This window comes from Rhodococcus sp. OAS809 (assembly GCF_040546695.1).
Classification (GTDB): domain Bacteria; phylum Actinomycetota; class Actinomycetes; order Mycobacteriales; family Mycobacteriaceae; genus Rhodococcus_F; species Rhodococcus_F qingshengii.
The window spans coordinates 5,681,862-5,697,245 of sequence record NZ_JBEPOI010000002.1; the positions used below are offsets into that span (position 1 = coordinate 5,681,862).

General features: G+C 63.3%; 14 protein-coding genes and 1 tRNA gene. 4 read left to right on the forward strand and 11 right to left on the reverse strand.

All coding sequences use genetic code 11. The features are described from left to right. Window position 1: 1 nt before the first annotated feature. On the reverse strand, window positions 2-964 hold the full coding sequence (locus ABIE52_RS29695) for a formylglycine-generating enzyme family protein (RefSeq protein WP_162113700.1): 963 nt from the start codon (window positions 962-964) through the stop codon (window positions 2-4). A 49-nt stretch (window positions 965-1,013) separates the two neighbouring features. Continuing rightward, window positions 1,014-1,089, reverse strand: a tRNA-Arg gene (locus ABIE52_RS29700). Between the two features lie 242 nt (window positions 1,090-1,331). Between ABIE52_RS29700 and ABIE52_RS29705 the strand changes: the two genes are divergently transcribed. After that, window positions 1,332-2,711, forward strand: coding sequence for an LLM class flavin-dependent oxidoreductase (locus tag ABIE52_RS29705; RefSeq protein ID WP_168798795.1), 1,380 nt, complete (start codon window positions 1,332-1,334; stop codon window positions 2,709-2,711). 9 nt (window positions 2,712-2,720) lie between these two features. Here ABIE52_RS29705 and ABIE52_RS29710 read toward each other — a convergent pair whose 3' ends face one another. The 5 genes from ABIE52_RS29710 to ABIE52_RS29730 all read right to left on the reverse strand — a co-directional run bounded on the left by ABIE52_RS29710 (window position 2,721) and on the right by ABIE52_RS29730 (window position 7,616). Beyond that, a complete protein-coding gene (locus ABIE52_RS29710) occupies window positions 2,721-3,719 on the reverse strand; it encodes a winged helix-turn-helix transcriptional regulator (RefSeq protein ID WP_003940366.1) in 999 nt (332 codons plus the stop codon). 81 nt (window positions 3,720-3,800) lie between these two features. Further along, window positions 3,801-4,667, reverse strand: coding sequence for an acyl-CoA thioesterase (locus ABIE52_RS29715; RefSeq protein WP_058037859.1), 867 nt, complete (start codon window positions 4,665-4,667; stop codon window positions 3,801-3,803). After that, the gene (locus tag ABIE52_RS29720; protein ID WP_042451087.1) at window positions 4,664-5,488 is read right to left on the reverse strand and encodes a DUF1295 domain-containing protein; all 825 of its coding nucleotides are present in this window, start codon (window positions 5,486-5,488) and stop codon (window positions 4,664-4,666) included. Before ABIE52_RS29720 ends, ABIE52_RS29715 begins: the two co-directional genes overlap by 4 nt. Continuing rightward, window positions 5,485-6,408: an SDR family NAD(P)-dependent oxidoreductase gene (locus tag ABIE52_RS29725; RefSeq protein WP_073512707.1), complete on the reverse strand. Its 924-nt coding sequence runs from the start codon at window positions 6,406-6,408 to the stop codon at window positions 5,485-5,487. Before ABIE52_RS29725 ends, ABIE52_RS29720 begins: the two co-directional genes overlap by 4 nt. Continuing rightward, window positions 6,405-7,616: an acetyl-CoA C-acyltransferase gene (locus ABIE52_RS29730; RefSeq protein ID WP_054827293.1), complete on the reverse strand. Its 1,212-nt coding sequence runs from the start codon at window positions 7,614-7,616 to the stop codon at window positions 6,405-6,407. The genes ABIE52_RS29725 and ABIE52_RS29730 overlap by 4 nt, the downstream gene beginning before the upstream one ends. Window positions 7,617-7,739: 123 nt before the next feature. Between ABIE52_RS29730 and ABIE52_RS29735 the strand changes: the two genes are divergently transcribed. From ABIE52_RS29735 to ABIE52_RS29745, 3 genes are read left to right on the forward strand one after another with little or no spacing between them, the layout of a single operon-like run. Then, window positions 7,740-8,972, forward strand: a complete 1,233-nt coding sequence (locus ABIE52_RS29735) for an acetyl-CoA acetyltransferase (protein WP_073512708.1) — start codon at window positions 7,740-7,742, stop codon at window positions 8,970-8,972. Window positions 8,973-9,015: 43 nt separating this feature from the next. After that, window positions 9,016-10,533: a carotenoid oxygenase family protein gene (locus ABIE52_RS29740; RefSeq protein WP_192712285.1), complete on the forward strand. Its 1,518-nt coding sequence runs from the start codon at window positions 9,016-9,018 to the stop codon at window positions 10,531-10,533. Continuing rightward, window positions 10,530-11,261, forward strand: a complete 732-nt coding sequence (locus ABIE52_RS29745) for a VOC family protein (protein WP_054827291.1) — start codon at window positions 10,530-10,532, stop codon at window positions 11,259-11,261. Before ABIE52_RS29740 ends, ABIE52_RS29745 begins: the two co-directional genes overlap by 4 nt. A gap of 74 nt (window positions 11,262-11,335) precedes the next feature. On the opposite strand, the gene ABIE52_RS29750 is transcribed toward ABIE52_RS29745, so the two are convergent. The 4 genes from ABIE52_RS29750 to ABIE52_RS29765 are packed head-to-tail and all read right to left on the reverse strand — an operon-like array spanning window position 11,336 to window position 15,382. Beyond that, window positions 11,336-12,979 (reverse strand): long-chain-fatty-acid--CoA ligase, encoded by a 1,644-nt coding sequence (locus ABIE52_RS29750; RefSeq protein WP_162113699.1) that lies wholly within the window; start codon window positions 12,977-12,979, stop codon window positions 11,336-11,338. After that, window positions 12,976-14,031 carry an NAD(P)H-dependent amine dehydrogenase family protein gene (locus tag ABIE52_RS29755; protein ID WP_158170065.1) on the reverse strand — a complete coding sequence of 352 codons (1,056 nt, stop codon included), beginning with the start codon at window positions 14,029-14,031 and terminating at the stop codon, window positions 12,976-12,978. Before ABIE52_RS29755 ends, ABIE52_RS29750 begins: the two co-directional genes overlap by 4 nt. Beyond that, window positions 14,028-14,798 carry an SDR family oxidoreductase gene (locus tag ABIE52_RS29760; RefSeq protein ID WP_042451076.1) on the reverse strand — a complete coding sequence of 257 codons (771 nt, stop codon included), beginning with the start codon at window positions 14,796-14,798 and terminating at the stop codon, window positions 14,028-14,030. Before ABIE52_RS29760 ends, ABIE52_RS29755 begins: the two co-directional genes overlap by 4 nt. Continuing rightward, on the reverse strand, window positions 14,795-15,382 hold the full coding sequence (locus ABIE52_RS29765) for a nuclear transport factor 2 family protein (protein ID WP_042451074.1): 588 nt from the start codon (window positions 15,380-15,382) through the stop codon (window positions 14,795-14,797). The genes ABIE52_RS29760 and ABIE52_RS29765 overlap by 4 nt, the downstream gene beginning before the upstream one ends. Window positions 15,383-15,384 lie beyond the last annotated feature (2 nt).

Below are 15,384 nucleotides of genomic sequence, written 5' to 3' on the forward strand. Positions count from 1 at the left end.
TCTACTCCTGCGGAATGCGGATGATGCACCGGAAGCCGACGTGGCAGGTTGAGGACTCCTCGGATTCGCCCTGCCGCGCGGCGGGGCGGTAGCGCAAGCAGTAGTTCGGTGCACACAGATGTGAGCCGCCTTTGATCACCCGTCGTGCGTAGGGTTCGCCCACCAACGCCTCCGTGGCGAACTCCGCTCGGGGATTACGAGGAATGCAGCACGACGAGGCCGGCGCGACGTTCTTGGAACTGCGGGCGTGGTCCGATGTGTAGTGATCGGCCGTCCATTCCCACACGTTCCCGGCCATGTCGAACAGTCCGTAGCCGTTGGGCCGGAACTTTCCGACCGGAGCGGTGCGCTCGTAACCGTCCTCGAGCAGATTCTCCCAGGGGAACTGGCCCTGCCACACGTTGCCACCGGGCCGCCCGCCCGGAGAGTCGTGATCGCCCCACACGTACGCCTGGCGATCGAGTCCACCGCGGGCGGCAAACTCCCACTCGGCCTCGGTCGGGAGTTCCTTGCCGGCCCACGCGGCGTAGGCCTGGGCGTCGAAGTACGACACGTGGGTGACGGGGTGCCGTTCACGTCCCCCGATGTTGCTGTGGGCGCCCTCGGGATGGCGCCAATCGGCGCCGGGAGTGAACGACCACCACTGGGTGTAGTCGTCAAGTGAAACCGGGCCGGGTGGCGAAGTGAAGACCAACGATCCCGGGACGAGGAGGGCTGGATCGGCGTCGGGATAGTCGGCGGCATCCGGGGCGATTTCAGCAGTGGTGACGTGGCCGGTTGCCTTCACGAAGCGTCGGAACTCGGCGACCGTCACCGCCGTCGTGTCCATCCAGAATCCGTCGACGGTGACCTGGTGAACTGGGCGTTCTTCCGGATAGAAATCTTCGGAGCCCATCCAGTACGTCCCACCCGGGATCAAAGACATGTTCTTCGGGGGAGTAGCCGTGGAGTGAGGCGTCGTCATGAATTCAAGAATGGCACGTTGGTCGCGCCGATGTGGGGAGAGTCCCACCTGGTGCCCTCGGCAGGATTCGAACCTGCGACCCTTCCTTTAGGAGAGGAATGCTCTATCCCCTGAGCTACGAGGGCGGGGAGCGTACCGACAAGCGCTGAAAACCCTGTGCTGCCGGGGTTTTCGCTTCCCGATACTGCTGTTGCGTCCGCTCGACCTGTCGGCACGAAGCCTCGGGCGTCACAGCTGCGCTAGTCAGTGTAGCGGCCCGCCGACGAGGTCGCGAAGTCGACGGTATCGCCGGGTGCAAGCAGGAGCCGAACCGATCGCACTGATCGCAATGGTGTTCACCGCGGAGCAGGCACGGCATCGTGCGGGAATGACCCGCAGAATCCGCTTCAACGCCTTTGCCATGAACTGCGTCGCCCACCAATCGCCAGGTCTGTGGCGCCACCCGGAGGACCAGTCGTCCAGGTACACGGATCTGACGTACTGGACGGAGTTGGCGAAGCTCCTCGAGCGTGGAAGATTCGACGGGCTGTTCCTGGCCGACGTGTTGGGAACGTATGACGTGTACGGCGGCAATCACGACGCAGCGCTGCGGCAGGGCGCGCAGGTACCGGTCTCGGACCCGCTACTGCTGGCGTCGGCGATGGCTGCCGTGACCGAGCACTTGGGCTTCGGGATCACCGCAGGTACAGCTTTCGAGCATCCCTACCCGTTCGCTCGGCGCTTGAGCACCCTCGACCACCTGACGAACGGGCGAATCGGGTGGAACGTGGTCACCGGATACCTCCCCTCGGCCGCGCGGAACATGGGCGAGGACGACCAACTCCAGCACGACGATCGCTACGACCACGCGGACGAGTACCTCGAAGTTCTCTACAAGTTGTGGGAAACGTCGTGGGAAGACGACGCGGTGGTGCGTGACAGAACCACCGGGGTCTACACGGACCCCGCCAAGGTTCATCCGATCGAGCACGAAGGCAAGCACTTCACGGTTCCGGGCATCCACATCTCCGAACCTTCTCCACAGCGGACGCCGGTCATCTTCCAGGCCGGCGCGTCGCCTCGTGGGGTGCGGTTCGCCGCTGAGAATGCCGAGGCGATCTTTGTGGGTGCACCGACAAAGGCGATTCTCAAAGACACCGTTGCTCGAATCCGAAACGAACTGACGAAGGTCGGGCGAGATCCGTACTCGGCCCGCATCTACACACTGTTGACGATCATCACCGACCGAACCCCTGAGTTGGCCCAGGCGAAGCTCGAGGACTACCGCAGCTACGCGAGTAGTGAAGGCGCGCTCGTTTTCACCTCGGGGTGGATGGGAATCGACCTCTCCGGATACCGAGCGGACGAGCCGATCGGGAACGTCGAGAGCAATGCCATTCAATCCGCGGTCGCATCGTTTCGTCAGGCCGACGAGAAAGGCGGCGAATGGACGGTGGGGGACATCGCGGAGTGGGCGGGCATCGGCGGGCTCGGCCCGATCGTTGTCGGTTCCGGCGCGGAGGTCGCCGACGAGTTGCAGGAGTGGGTGTCCGAGACCGACGTCGACGGTTTCAATCTCGCGTACGCGGTGACTCCTGGAACCTTCGAAGACATTGTGGAGCATGTGATTCCGGAGCTGACCAAACGAGGTGCCTACCAGGGCGACTACGACGAGGGAACGCTGCGCAACAAACTGTTCGGGCGAGGGGACAGGCTGCCGCTCGAACACCGAGGCCGGAGCTTCGACCGGATCCGCACTGCCGGCTGAGCGGGGACCTCAGGACCAACCGGACCCGGGTACGTGAACCGAGGTGGTGAGGTCGACGGCCTCGATGTCCGAAGACCTCAACTCTTCACCACACACACTGCAACCCAAGCGCGCTTCGAACCGTTTACCGCAGGCCTTGTGATGGAGAACGATGTCCGGGCCGTCCGCGGATCTGAACCAACGCTGACCCCAGGAGATCATGCACATCACCACGGGGAAATACGCCGTGCCCTTGGCGGTGAGTCGATACTCCGACCACTGTGGGCGATCCGGAAGCGGACGCGTTTCCATTACACCGATCTCGGTGAGGTGCTTCAAGCGATCCGCGACTATCGCCGGTGGTGCACCGGTGATCTCGGCGAACTCTCCGTAGCGGCGAGCGCCTCGGAAAGCTGCACCGATGATCGCCGCTGACCAGCGATTGCCGACAAGTTCCATCGTGTGAGCCAGAATCTCCGGACGGCGTTCGGACTTGGTGGAGCGTCGCCGCGATGTTGCTTCCGGGACACTGCGTGAGAAGTCCCCACTCGGACCCATTTGGGAGTCCAGGGATCGTACGTCCACGTCCTCGCCGCACTCCTTGCAGCGCAGGATCGGGGTGAAGTCGTTTCCGCAGGTGCTGTGCCGCAGTGGTGGAAGCGGCTGGGTTTCATTGGGCGCCCACTGCTTCTCCCACGACCACATGGTGATGAGGACGGGCCAGATCGACTGCCCTTTGCGGGTGACCGAGTATTCGTGCCTGGGCGGGTTCTGCTGATACTCACGACGCTCGAGCATTCCGCCGGCCGTCAGGACCGCCAACCGTGAGGACAATACGGAGTTGGAGATTCCCCCGAGGGCGAGCCAGTCGTTGTATCGCCGCGACCCCAACAGGGCGAATCGCAGAATCCAGAGGTTCCACTCGTCCCCCAACAACCCGAGCGTGACGGCCAGTGCGTTCGGACCGCCGGCAGGCAACTCGGTGACGCCCGCCGACGCGGTGGGTGTCGAAGATCCGGCTGCATTCACTCGTACCACCCCGAAATCATAGGCCGCGCACCCTGCGGCACCGCGAGACCGTACCGAATGGTCTGCAGAAAGAGTCGGGAATCACTCGGTGCGGGCAATGAGTAACGCTTCCTGAGTGATCTGGCAGATCTGGAGTCCGGATCGATCGAAGACCGCCGCATTCACTACTGCTCTGCCGGTGTGAGCTGTGGGGGTCGAGTGCTCGAAGAGCAGCCACTCGTCCGCCCGCACAGGGCGTTGAAACCACATCGTGTGATCGAGGGACACACCAGTCCAGTCCGTGTCGAGCGAGTGCTCCTGCCCGATGTCGTAGCCGTGCGGAGTCAGCGCGGTTGCCATCAGCATCAGATCACTGGCATAGGCGAGAGCAGCCACGTGAATCAGTGGATCGTCGCTCAGCCGCTGAGCCGAACGCATCCAGATGTTGCGCGGAGGCGCCGCCGAATGCGTCGTGGGGGACTGCGAATCGATGGGGGACACACGAATCTCGATGGCGGAGAACTCCTCCCACACCTCTCCCAACCCACCGTCTGCCTCGGCCAACTCCTGCAACGTCACGCACTCAGCGGGCGGGAGTGCGGCGGGTACTGCGCGACTGTGAGTGATGCCCTCGTCGATCGAGGAGGCAGAGACCGTCGAACGGCAGACGAGTCGTCCGTCCTGGTGGACGTCGACGCCTCTGGTGGACAGGCGTTTTCCGTCCCGAAGGCGATCTACCGAGAACTCGGTCGCGCGATTCGTCGACCCCGGGCGAAGGAAGTGGGTGTGGACGGAACTGATCGCTTTGCCGTCGGTAACCGTGTGCCCGGCTGCGAGAATCGACTGGGCTACCAGTTGGCCGCCGAACAGCTGAGGCAGCCGAACACCGTCGTTCGACCCTTGCCACCGGTCCGGGCCGGTCGATTCCAGATCGAAGACGTCGGCGAGACCACTCGTGGGGGCGCTCACGACGCGTGGTTTCGTGCCGGACGGGGTGGACGAGGTAAGAATCCGCTGGTCCGGGCTACGTAGTCGTCGTAGGCCTGCCCCTTGCTCTTGCGCATGCCGCGTTCGAGAAGGGCCTTACCGCTGTAGCTCACCAGCAGTTTGATCATGACGATCGGAGAGACGATCGTGATCAGCGCCAATGGATCACCAAGCGCGAGGATGAACAGTCCGACCCAGACGCATGCATCACCGAAGTAGTTGGGATGGCGGGTCCAGGCCCAGAGCCCACGGTCCATCACCTTCCCGGCATTGGCCGGATCAGCTTTGAAGCGGGAAAGTTGGTAGTCTCCAACCGATTCGAAGACGAAGCCGACGGTCCAGACCGCGATGCCGATCGCGCCGAGGACTCCGAGGGCGCGAAACTCGTACATCGCGAACTGGACGGGCAGCGACACCACGAGAATGAGAACGCCCTGGAGGCCGTAGATTTTGCGAATCAGGAACGGAACCAGCGGTCCCTGTTGATGTTTGAGCAGGGCAGTGTAGCGCTTGTCCTGCCCGTGCCCACGGTTTCGGAAGCCGATGTAGAGGCCGAGTCGCATTCCCCACACCACGGTCAGAGCCAGCACGACGAGGCGACGCAGATCGTTGCCGTCCGACCCGATGGACGTCAGGTACGAGACGACGGCGACGACGGCGAAGCCAGGCCCCCAGCAGATGTCGATGATCGAGTGATTGTTCATCCGGATGGCGACGGCCATCACGACTGCGATGAAGACGAGGACGGCGAGTGCGCTCACACCGAAGTTCAGTGCAAGATCGCCCAGTGGGATGTCGGTCATGCGCGCGCTTTCCGATTGTGGTGGTCGAGCAGTTCGGAAGCGAAGTCCGCGAAGGCTTCCTGTGCGCTCGGATAGGTGTGAGGAGCGCCGAGTCGGCTGGTCACGAGTAGCGCGTCGAGCGCTTTGGCATCGAGTTCTGTGGTGGTGGGCAAGAATTCGGTCGAGCCCTCGACGGCGTCTGCCGAACGCACCCCGTTGCCTGCCGTGACGATCACCTGCCCGTTGGTCGTGGACTCGGGATCGACGAGGGCGGTGACCACCGGGGCTACCAGGTCGGCACCCATGATGTCGATGAATCGTGGATCCATTCCGGATTCGGTCATCTGCGTAGTGGCATAGGGCAGTACGACATTGGTGAACACATTGCGACTCGCTCCTTCGCCGGCTGCGGTGCGTCCCAATGCGATGACGGCACCCTTGCTGGCGGCGTAGGCGGACACGGTGGGTTCTCCGTGCAGTCCTGCGGTCGAGGCAATCATCACGATGCGCCCGAATCCGGCTTCGCGCATCACTCGGGAGGCTTCGGCGGCGACCAGTGCGGTTCCGACGACGTTTGTCGTGATGACGGTGCTGAGGTTCTCGGCGGTGGTGCGATGAAGCATCTGTGGACCGCTGACCGCGGCGCTGGTGATGCAGAAGTCGAGTCGTCCGAACCGAGTGAGAGCGTCGTCCACCAACTTTCGGCCGACCTCGGGGTCGGTGACGTCGTCGTGGTTGGCGACGGCCTGTCCACCGGCTTCGAGGATTTCGTCGACAACCTGATCTGCAGGGCCTCGGCCGCTCGAATCGAGTGTGCGATTTCGATTGTTGACGATCACCGTGACCCCTCGGCTCGCGAGATGCAGTGCGACGGCACGGCCGAGGCCCTTACCCCCTCCCGTGACGACGGCAACGCGGCCAGAGAGTGAACTGACGGTCATGAGGCGATCCGTTCGACGAGCACCGCGACTCCGACACCGGCGGCGCCGCTGACCGCGGCCACACCGTAGCGTCCGTCGCTCCGTACCAGTTCGTCGACACATGCGCCGACGAGAATTGCTCCGGTGGCGCCGAATGCATGGCCCATCGCCATCGTGCCTCCGTTGGGGTTCATGCGGTCCGGCCCGGCGTCAAGATCGCGGCGGAACCGTAGGCAGAGTGCGGAGAACGCCTCTGCGAACTCGAACACGTCGATGTCCTGTGGACGAAGCCCGGCTCGCGCGATGACTGCCTCCACGGCGCTCTGGCCCGCAGTGAGCATGAGGACCGGATTCACCGAAGTCGAGGCGGATCCGATGATCCGTGCGCGAGGGGTCAAGCCGGCTCTCGCCGCGGCTTTCTCGGATCCGAGGAGTAGGAGCGCTGCGCCGTCGGCCATGGCGGGAGAGGATCCGACGGTGTGCAGGTGTTCGATCTTGCCGACCTCAGGGTAGGCGGCGAGCGCGAGTGCATCCTGACCGGCGGCGCCGAGCCCTTCGAAGGCGGCAGGCAGCGCTGCGAGTCCCTCTGCCGTCGTCTCTGCCCTGACCAGTTCGTCGTGGGCTGTTCCCGCTTCTCCGTTTCTGCCGGGGACAGGCACAACGGACCGCTCGAATGCGCCGTTGCGCCAGGCCTCGGCAGCCTTGTGTTGGGTTTCGACGCCGTACGCATCCAACTCGTCGCGGGAGTACCCCTCGATCGTGGCATTCAAGTCGGCGGCAATACCCATATGGATGGAACCGATCTGCGCGATAGTTGCCGGATCGGTCCACAGCGGTCCGCGATCACTGAACATCGGAGTCCGGGAGACGCTTTCGACGCCACCGGCCACGACGAGGGACACGTCGTCGCCGCGAATGCGGGCCGCGCTCTGGCCGACTGCGTCGACGCCGGATGCGCAGAATCGATTGAGGGTTGCGCCGGGGACGGAGTCGCCCCAACCGGCAAGGAGTGCGGCAGTTCTCGCGATGTTCGCGCCCTGCTCGTCCACCTGCGATGCGCAACCGAGAACGACGTCGTCGATCTGTTCTGCGGCGAGGTTCGTTCTACCCTGCAGAGCCTTGGCCAGATGGACGACAAGGTCCACGGGGCTGTGTTCGTGGAGGGCGCCTCGCGCCGATGCTCGACCGCGCGGCGTGCGCACGTAGTCGAGGACAAAAGCATCAGTCATTTTCAACCCTTCAATTAGTAGAGTTACTCTGCTAGTTGTAGTACGGTTGCGGTGAAATTACAACCGCCGTTGCGCGGGTATCTCGGTGACGTCACCGAGGCCGGATCGGCAAGGGGAGAGGTCATGACTGTTTCGAACATTTGGATTCTCGGCGGGTACCAATCCGACTTCGCACGGAACTTCACCCGTGAGGAACTCGATTTCGCGAACCTTGCCGAAGAGGTGGTGAACCACACCCTGGACGCGGCGAAGGTTCCTGCCACCGACATAGAGGTGATCCACGTCGGTAATGCCTTCGGGCAATTGTTTGCCGGCCAAGGTCAGCTGGGCGCGATGCCCGCCACCGTGCATCCAGACCTGTGGGGTGTGCCCTCGTCTCGGCACGAGGCGGCGTGCGCATCGGGCAGTATCGCTGTACTTGCAGCGATGGCAGACCTGCGCGCCGGCAACTACGACGCGGCTCTGGTGATGGGTATCGAACTGGAGAAGACGGTTCCGGGTGATGACGCGGCCGGCCATCTGGGCGCTGCAGCCTGGGTCGGACACGAAGGTCAGGAAGCAAAATTCATGTGGCCGTACATGTTCGACCGTGTGTCGAAGGAGTACGGGCGGCGTTACGGGATCGACGAATCTCACCTTCGCACGATCTCGCAGATCAACTTCGCAAACGCGAAGAACAACCCCAACGCGCAGACACGCGGTTGGGCGGTACCCGATCTGCTCGGGAATGCAGGCGGCGACGACGCCACCAATCCTGTTGTGGAAGGCGGTGTTCGACGATTCGATTGCAGCCAGGTGACCGACGGTGGCGCCGGGGTGGTGCTGGTGACGGACAAGTACCTGCGTGAACACCCTGGTGCTGCGGCGACTCCGCTGGCCCACATCGCGGGCTGGGGTCATCGGACTGTTGGTTTAGGTCTCGAGCAGAAGCTGGCCCGCGACGCCGATAATCCCTACGTGATGCCACACGTTCGGGATGCGGTGATGGGTGCCTTCTCCCGGGCCGGAGTCGACCTGGCCGGGATAGACGGGATCGAAACACATGATTGTTTCACGGCGAGTGAGTATCTCGCGATCGACCACATCGGTCTGACCGCACCCGGCGAGTCGTGGAAAGCCATCGAGAGTGGTGACATCGCCATGGGCGGCAAGCTACCGATCAACCCCAGCGGCGGTCTGATCGGCGGTGGTCATCCGGTGGGTGCCAGTGGTGTCCGAATGCTTCTCGACGCGGCCCATCAGGTGACGGGAACGGCCGGCGGTTTCCAAGTCGAGGGTGCGAGCCGCTTTGCGACGCTCAACTTCGGTGGAAGTACGGCCACCACCGTCAGTTTTGTCGTCGACGCAGTTTCCTGAAAGTGCAGTCCAGCCTTTCCCCATCAGTCGAAAAGAGAATTCCATGGACGTCGAAATCGTAGGCAAGTTGTTGTCCACCCTTCCCGCCGATGACGATCACCCGTATCGCACCGGCCCGTGGCAACCCCAGACCACCGAGTTCAAAGCGGACAACCTCGAAGTCGTATTCGGTGAGGTTCCGAAAGACCTCGACGGTGTCTACCTGCGTAACACCGAGAATCCGCTCCATCCCTCGATGAAGGCGTATCACCCCTTCGACGGTGACGGCATGATTCACATCGTGGGCTTTCGCGACGGAGAGTCGTTCTACCGCAACCGATTCGTACGTACCGACGGCTTGGCGGCCGAGCAGGACGCCGGCGCTGCGTTGTGGGCCGGGCTTGCCGAGTCTCCCAAACTCAGTCGCCCCGAGGGCGGCAAGGGTGCGCGCACCCGGATGAAGGACGCGTCCAGCACCGACGTCGTCGTTCACAGGGGGACTGCTCTCACCAGCTTCTACCAGTGCGGAGATCTGTATCGTCTCGATCCGATGTCGGCGGAGACACTCGGCAAGGAAAGCTGGAACGGCAAGTTCCCCTTCGAATGGGGTGTGTCCGCGCATCCGAAGGTGGACGACAAGACCGGAGAAATGCTGTTCTTCAACTACAGCAAGGAAGCGCCGTACATGCACTACGGCGTCGTGGACTCGGCCAACGAGTTGGTCCACTACGTCGACGTCCCGCTTCCAGGTCCACGCTTGCCGCACGACATGGCCTTCACGGAGAACTACGCGATCCTCAACGACTGCCCCTTGTTCTGGGATCCGGTTCTGCTGGAGAAGGGCGCGCACGTCGCGAATTTCCATCCCGATATCCCGCTCCGTCTCGGAGTCATCCCACGCCGCGGAAACACCGCTGACATCAAGTGGTTCGAGGCCGATCCGACCTATGTCCTGCACTTCGTGAACGCCTACGAAGAGGGGGACGAGATTGTTCTGGACGGTTTCTACCAGGGTGATCCGGAACCGTCGGACAACGGTATGGGCAATCAGTGGGAGCGCGCCTTCCGTTTCCTCGCTCTCGATCGCATGCAGACCCGGCTTCACCGCTGGCGTTTGAACCTGGTCACCGGAGCCACGCGTGAAGAGCAACTCAGTGACTCGATCACTGAATTCGGCATCATGAACAGCAATTTCGCGGGTGAGAAGTACCGATACGCTTATGCGGCTTCGGGTAAGCCGTCGTGGTTCCTGTTCGACGGCTTGGTCAAACACGACCTGCTGACGGGCAACGAGGAACGATTCTCCTTCGGTGACGGCGTGTATGGAAGCGAGACCTCGATGGCACCACGCGTGGGCGGTACCGCTGAAGACGACGGCTATCTCATCACGTTGACCACCGACATGAACGAGGACGCGTCCTTCTGCTTGATCTTCGACGCTGCCCGCGTCGGAGACGGACCGTTGTGCAAACTTCGCCTTCCCGAACGGATTTCGAGTGGCACCCACTCGACGTGGGCGCCGGGTGCCGAGCTCCGACGCTGGCAGAGTACCGACACAGCCGCCGAAGCGGTCGGACTGTGACGGGCACGCACGACGCGGGCACGTGGGAGATCCTGCGGCAGGTGGTGATCGGTGCACGAGACCTGGACAAGACCGGTCAACAATTACGTGAAGCGTTGAATCTGGCGCCAGGATTCGCGGATCCACTGCTCGAAGGCATCGGTTTGGCCGACGAGACCTTGGCCGTCGGGCCGCAGGCATTTCTCGAGATCGTCGCGCCGCTCGACGAGACGGTCTCGCTGGCGAGATGGATCCGCAAGGGCGGAGGGGAGGGCGGCTATGCACTCTCGATCCAGGTTTCGAACATCGAGCCCTATCTGGAACGTGCAGCTGCGGCCGATGTTCGGACGGTGGCCGATCTCGAGGCCTACGGTCACCGGATCGTCCAACTTCATCCCGGTGATCTCGGACTGCTCGTGGAACTCGACGAGATTCCCGACGCCGACGAGTGGTTCTGGGATGAGACGGAGAAGGAAGTTTCCCTCGATCCCTGGGTCGACGACATCCTCGGCGTCGACGTGTCCTCGCCCGATCCGGCCAGGACGGCGACGCTGTGGGCCGAAGTGTTCGGAAAGGAACCGGTCTCGGCGCAACCACTCTCGATCAGGCTGGGATCACGCGTCGTGTCGTTCGTTCCGGGGGAGCGATCGATGCTCACTGCAATCGATCTGGCGGCGTCGAGCGGCGCGTCTGCCGTCGAGCCGGGGCTGATCGTCGGCGGCGTGGAGTTCCGGATTCACCCACGCTGAGCGTGCTTCACATCGAACGACAGAAATCGGGGCCGATCGCTCGAAGCGACCGGCCCCGAATTCGTGTCATGGACTCAAGCGAAGTCCTGTCGCAAACGAGTCTTGAGCAGCTTCCCGCTAGCGTTGCGTGGCAGCTCCTCGATGAACCGAACCGCACTGGGGCACTTGAAGTGAGCCAGTCGCTCGCGTGACCACTCGATGATCTCCGCTTCGGTTGCATCCGAATCAGCAGCTCGAACGACCACGGCAAGGGGAGTCTCACCCCACCGATCGGAGTGAACGCCGACTACCGCCACCTCGCGGATGCCGGGGTGCCCGGAGAGAACACTCTCCACCTCGGCCGGATAGACGTTCTCACCGCCGGAGACGATCATGTCCTTGAGGCGGTCGTGGAGGTAGAGATAGCCGTCCTCGTCGAACGATCCGCCGTCTCCGGTGCGAAGCCAGTCGCCGTCCAACATGGTGGCCGCAGTTGCTGCTTCGTTACGCCAGTAACGCTTCATGACGTGAGGGCCGCCGATGACGACCTCGCCGCGGGTACCGACCGGGACGTCTTCGAGCGTCACGGGATCGACGATGCGGATGGGCACTCCGAACATCGGCTGCCCGACGGACTTCAACCGATGCGCGGTCGACTCGTCGGTCGCCCGATGATCTTCCGGGGTCAGCATGGTGACGCCGCCGGTCGACTCGGTGAGTCCGTATGCCTGCAGGAAACTACACCCGAAGACCTCGGTCGCGTCTTGCAACAGGGGCAGTGGCATCGGCGCGGCTCCGTAGACCAGGAACTGCAGGGCACTCCAATCTGCCTCGCGCACAGCCGGAAGGGAGGTCAGGACGCTGATCACCGCGGGAACGGCGACCGCATGCGTGACTTTGTACTCCTGCATCAGCGCGACGAGTTCGAGAGGTCCGGCGATGGTCTCGAGCAGTAGAGCGCCACCGCCGAGCGTCGTGACCAGGGCGAGACCCAGTCCGGCCACATGGAAGAACGGAACCGGGCACATAGCCACGGAGTCGGTGTCGAGATCGAGCAGGTGATACATGGTGGCGAGGGCACGGCCGAGGTTGGCGCCGGTGAGTTCGATTCCCTTCGGGTGACCGGTGGTTCCCGACGAGTAGAAGATCAGCGCTGTGTCGTCGGGGCGGCGCGACGACCCCGGATCGTCGTCGCCGACACCGGAAAGCCAGTCGTTCCACGAGATCGAGTTTCCGGAACCGTCCACCGTGACGACGGTACGGACGCTACCGACCGCCGCGGCGACGTCGGAGAGGCCCTCATCGCCTGCTCCGAGTACGACGACGGTCGGCTCGCTGTTGCTCAGGATGTAGTCGACCTCGCCCGGTGCCAGCCGATTGTTGACGGCCGTCAGAATCGAGCCCATCTTCGAAGATCCGTACAGGACGGAGAGGAAAGACGGTGCATTGGCCCCGATGTACGCCACCCGGTCGCCGGGTCGAACACCATCGCGCAGAAGTGCATTCGCGACACGATTTGTTTCGATGTCGAGTTCGCGGAAACTGGTACGCCCGTCATCGGAGATGACGGCGGTGCTCTCCGGACTGGCAATCGCCCGGCTGCGCAGCAAGTCTTCCAGATTCTGCACGGGGCGACCGTCGGGCAGGAGCGCGTTCACGGAAGGTTCACGGACGGCAGGTTCACGGGTGGCAGGTTCACGGGCGGCAGTCGAACCTACGGCCGTCGGCTGAGTTGTCATGCTGAATGCTCCAATCTGAAGGGGGCAAAGACAGGGGGTTCGAAAATGCCGGCGGGAGCAGCGAGTACATGCTCGACGGCGCGTAGTGCCGGGCCTGCAGTGATGAACTGACCGGCTGTCGTGCGACTGTTCGGATCTTGTGGTTCGACCAGGTTGACGGTCATCACGATCTCGGGTTTGCCGAAGAGGTGGACTTCCCATTGGTCCCGTCCCGCGTATTCGTCGCGATCAGGTTCCATGGTCCAGATGATGGCGAGGGTGAGGAACTGCTTTCCGTCGACCATTGCGTGCCAGCGCCATTCGGTGGTTCCGACGGTTCCCGCGGCGATGCGTCCGGCGGCGACGTCGAGATCCGTACGTGCCGGAACGACCCTGTGATCGGACACGACCTCGTCGTAGGTGACGCCCAGGCGCTCGCACATGAACGCGATGGTCTCGAGGTACAGCGACGCGTACAGCGAGGGCAACGGCCCGGTTCCGTCCAGTTCCTCCGGGGGCGAACCCATTCCCATGACGGTGAACGCGAAGTCGGGGTCAGGCATGCCGCGAGCGTCGAGCACCTCGTCGATCGTAATTCGGTCGAGTTCGATCGATGTTCCCGTCAGCGCCAACGCCAATCGCTCGCCGATGACACCTGGGCTCACGCCGACCCCGTAGAGCGTCGAATCGCCTTCCTTGCATGCTTGGGCGAACATGTGCTCGCGTTCGGTGCCGTGTGCGCGGGGGAAGTGCTGCCCGGCCGTCGTGATCACGTTGATCCCGGCGCGAAGCAGACGGCACAGATCGTCGTCGTGGCGTTCGTACGGAATCTGCAAACGCGGACTGTGGATGAGAACCTGTGGGCGCGAGCGGATGATCTCGTCCACGTCGCGTGTAGCGATCACCCCCGTCGGTGCTCGTCTGGCGATGTCACCGGCGTCTCGACCCGCCTTGGCGTCGCTGTACACGTACAGGCCGACCAACTCCAGGTCGGGACGATCGATGATTCCGCGTAGCGCTGTCTTGCCGATGGCACCGGTCGCCCACTGGGCAACACGAATCGGATCGCTCATGATCGAGTGGTCAGTTCGCCGGCGAAGAGGAGCTTGCCCAGACCGCGTTCGTACCGAATCGGGTCGCGTGCCAGACGCGCACGGGCATCGATTGCCATGAAATCTGTGTCGCACGTCCACTCACCGCGTTGCGTGGCGGCGAGTCCGGTCGCGGCGATGTCCAGAGGATTTTCCTTGTGGCCCTGAACATGTGACGCCATGCGGGTATCGACGCTGCCGACGATCAACGACGTGACGGTGATGCCGTGCGGTTCGAGTTCGGCGCGAGCGATGCCGCCGAGCGACAGAGCAGCCGCCTTGGCCGGTGAATAGCCACCCATGAAGGCGGTCGGAGCGATTGCGGCCACCGACAGGACGTTGACTATCGATCCTCCGCCGCGGGCGGCGAGTACCGGCGCGAAGGCGCGGATCATCGTCAGAGGCCCGAAGTAGTTGACCTCCATCTCGGCTCGCGCAGCCGCTTGGTCGTCGGCCTCGATCAACCGATTCCCGGTGAACAGTCCGGCATTGTTGACGACCACTGTGGTGTCACCGCACGCCCTGGCCGCTGCATCGACGAGTCCTGGATCGGTCACGTCGAGTTCGACGATGTGTGCTCCGGTGGATCGCAGCTCGGCGGGCGCCTCGTCGGGATTTCTCACCCCTGCATAAATTTTGGCGGCACCCATCGACTTCGCCTGTTGGACGAAGGCCAAGCCGAGCCCTCGATTGGCGCCGGTGACGAGGACAGTCGCGCCCTCTATCGGCGTTCCGCGAAACCTTGTCATGAGTGCTCCTGTGTCTGCCGTGTGTAGATGAGGTCGTCGGGAAATTTCTTGCTCTTCTTCAAAGACGTTTCAGGCGCGAGCATCCCGAAGATCCAGCCTTCGGCTGTGGCCATGTCGTGGTTCCAGTCCCACCGCAGTGCGCGGTGGCGGATTCCCCACCTGCCGTCCTCGTAGCCGAAGCGGTCGATCAGGCGCGCCGCGGTGAGTGTGTCGGCTATGCCGTCCGAGTGCTTGATTCGCGCGAAGGCAAGCACGTAGGACTCGACGTGTGCTGTGGCCCCGTCGAGTTCGATCAGGACGTTGGTCATTGCGTGGGTCGTCAGTGACCGTGGGTGAGTGATGGCCCCGGCGATGTGGTCGATGTAGTCGTCGGCGGTGCCGGTGAAGACACCCCCGTGGTCTTCGGTTGCGCCGGGTAGATAACACCGCCTGGCGTCCTCGACGTCTCCGCGATCGGCAGCTCGGAGGAAACGAGCCAGAACCTCGTAGATTTCCTGCTTGGCGACGAGAGCGTCGACCCGGCTGTAGTCCCTGACGTCTGGGCCCCCGCCGCTGTCGACTGCGTGAATGTTGTTGGACCTCACGA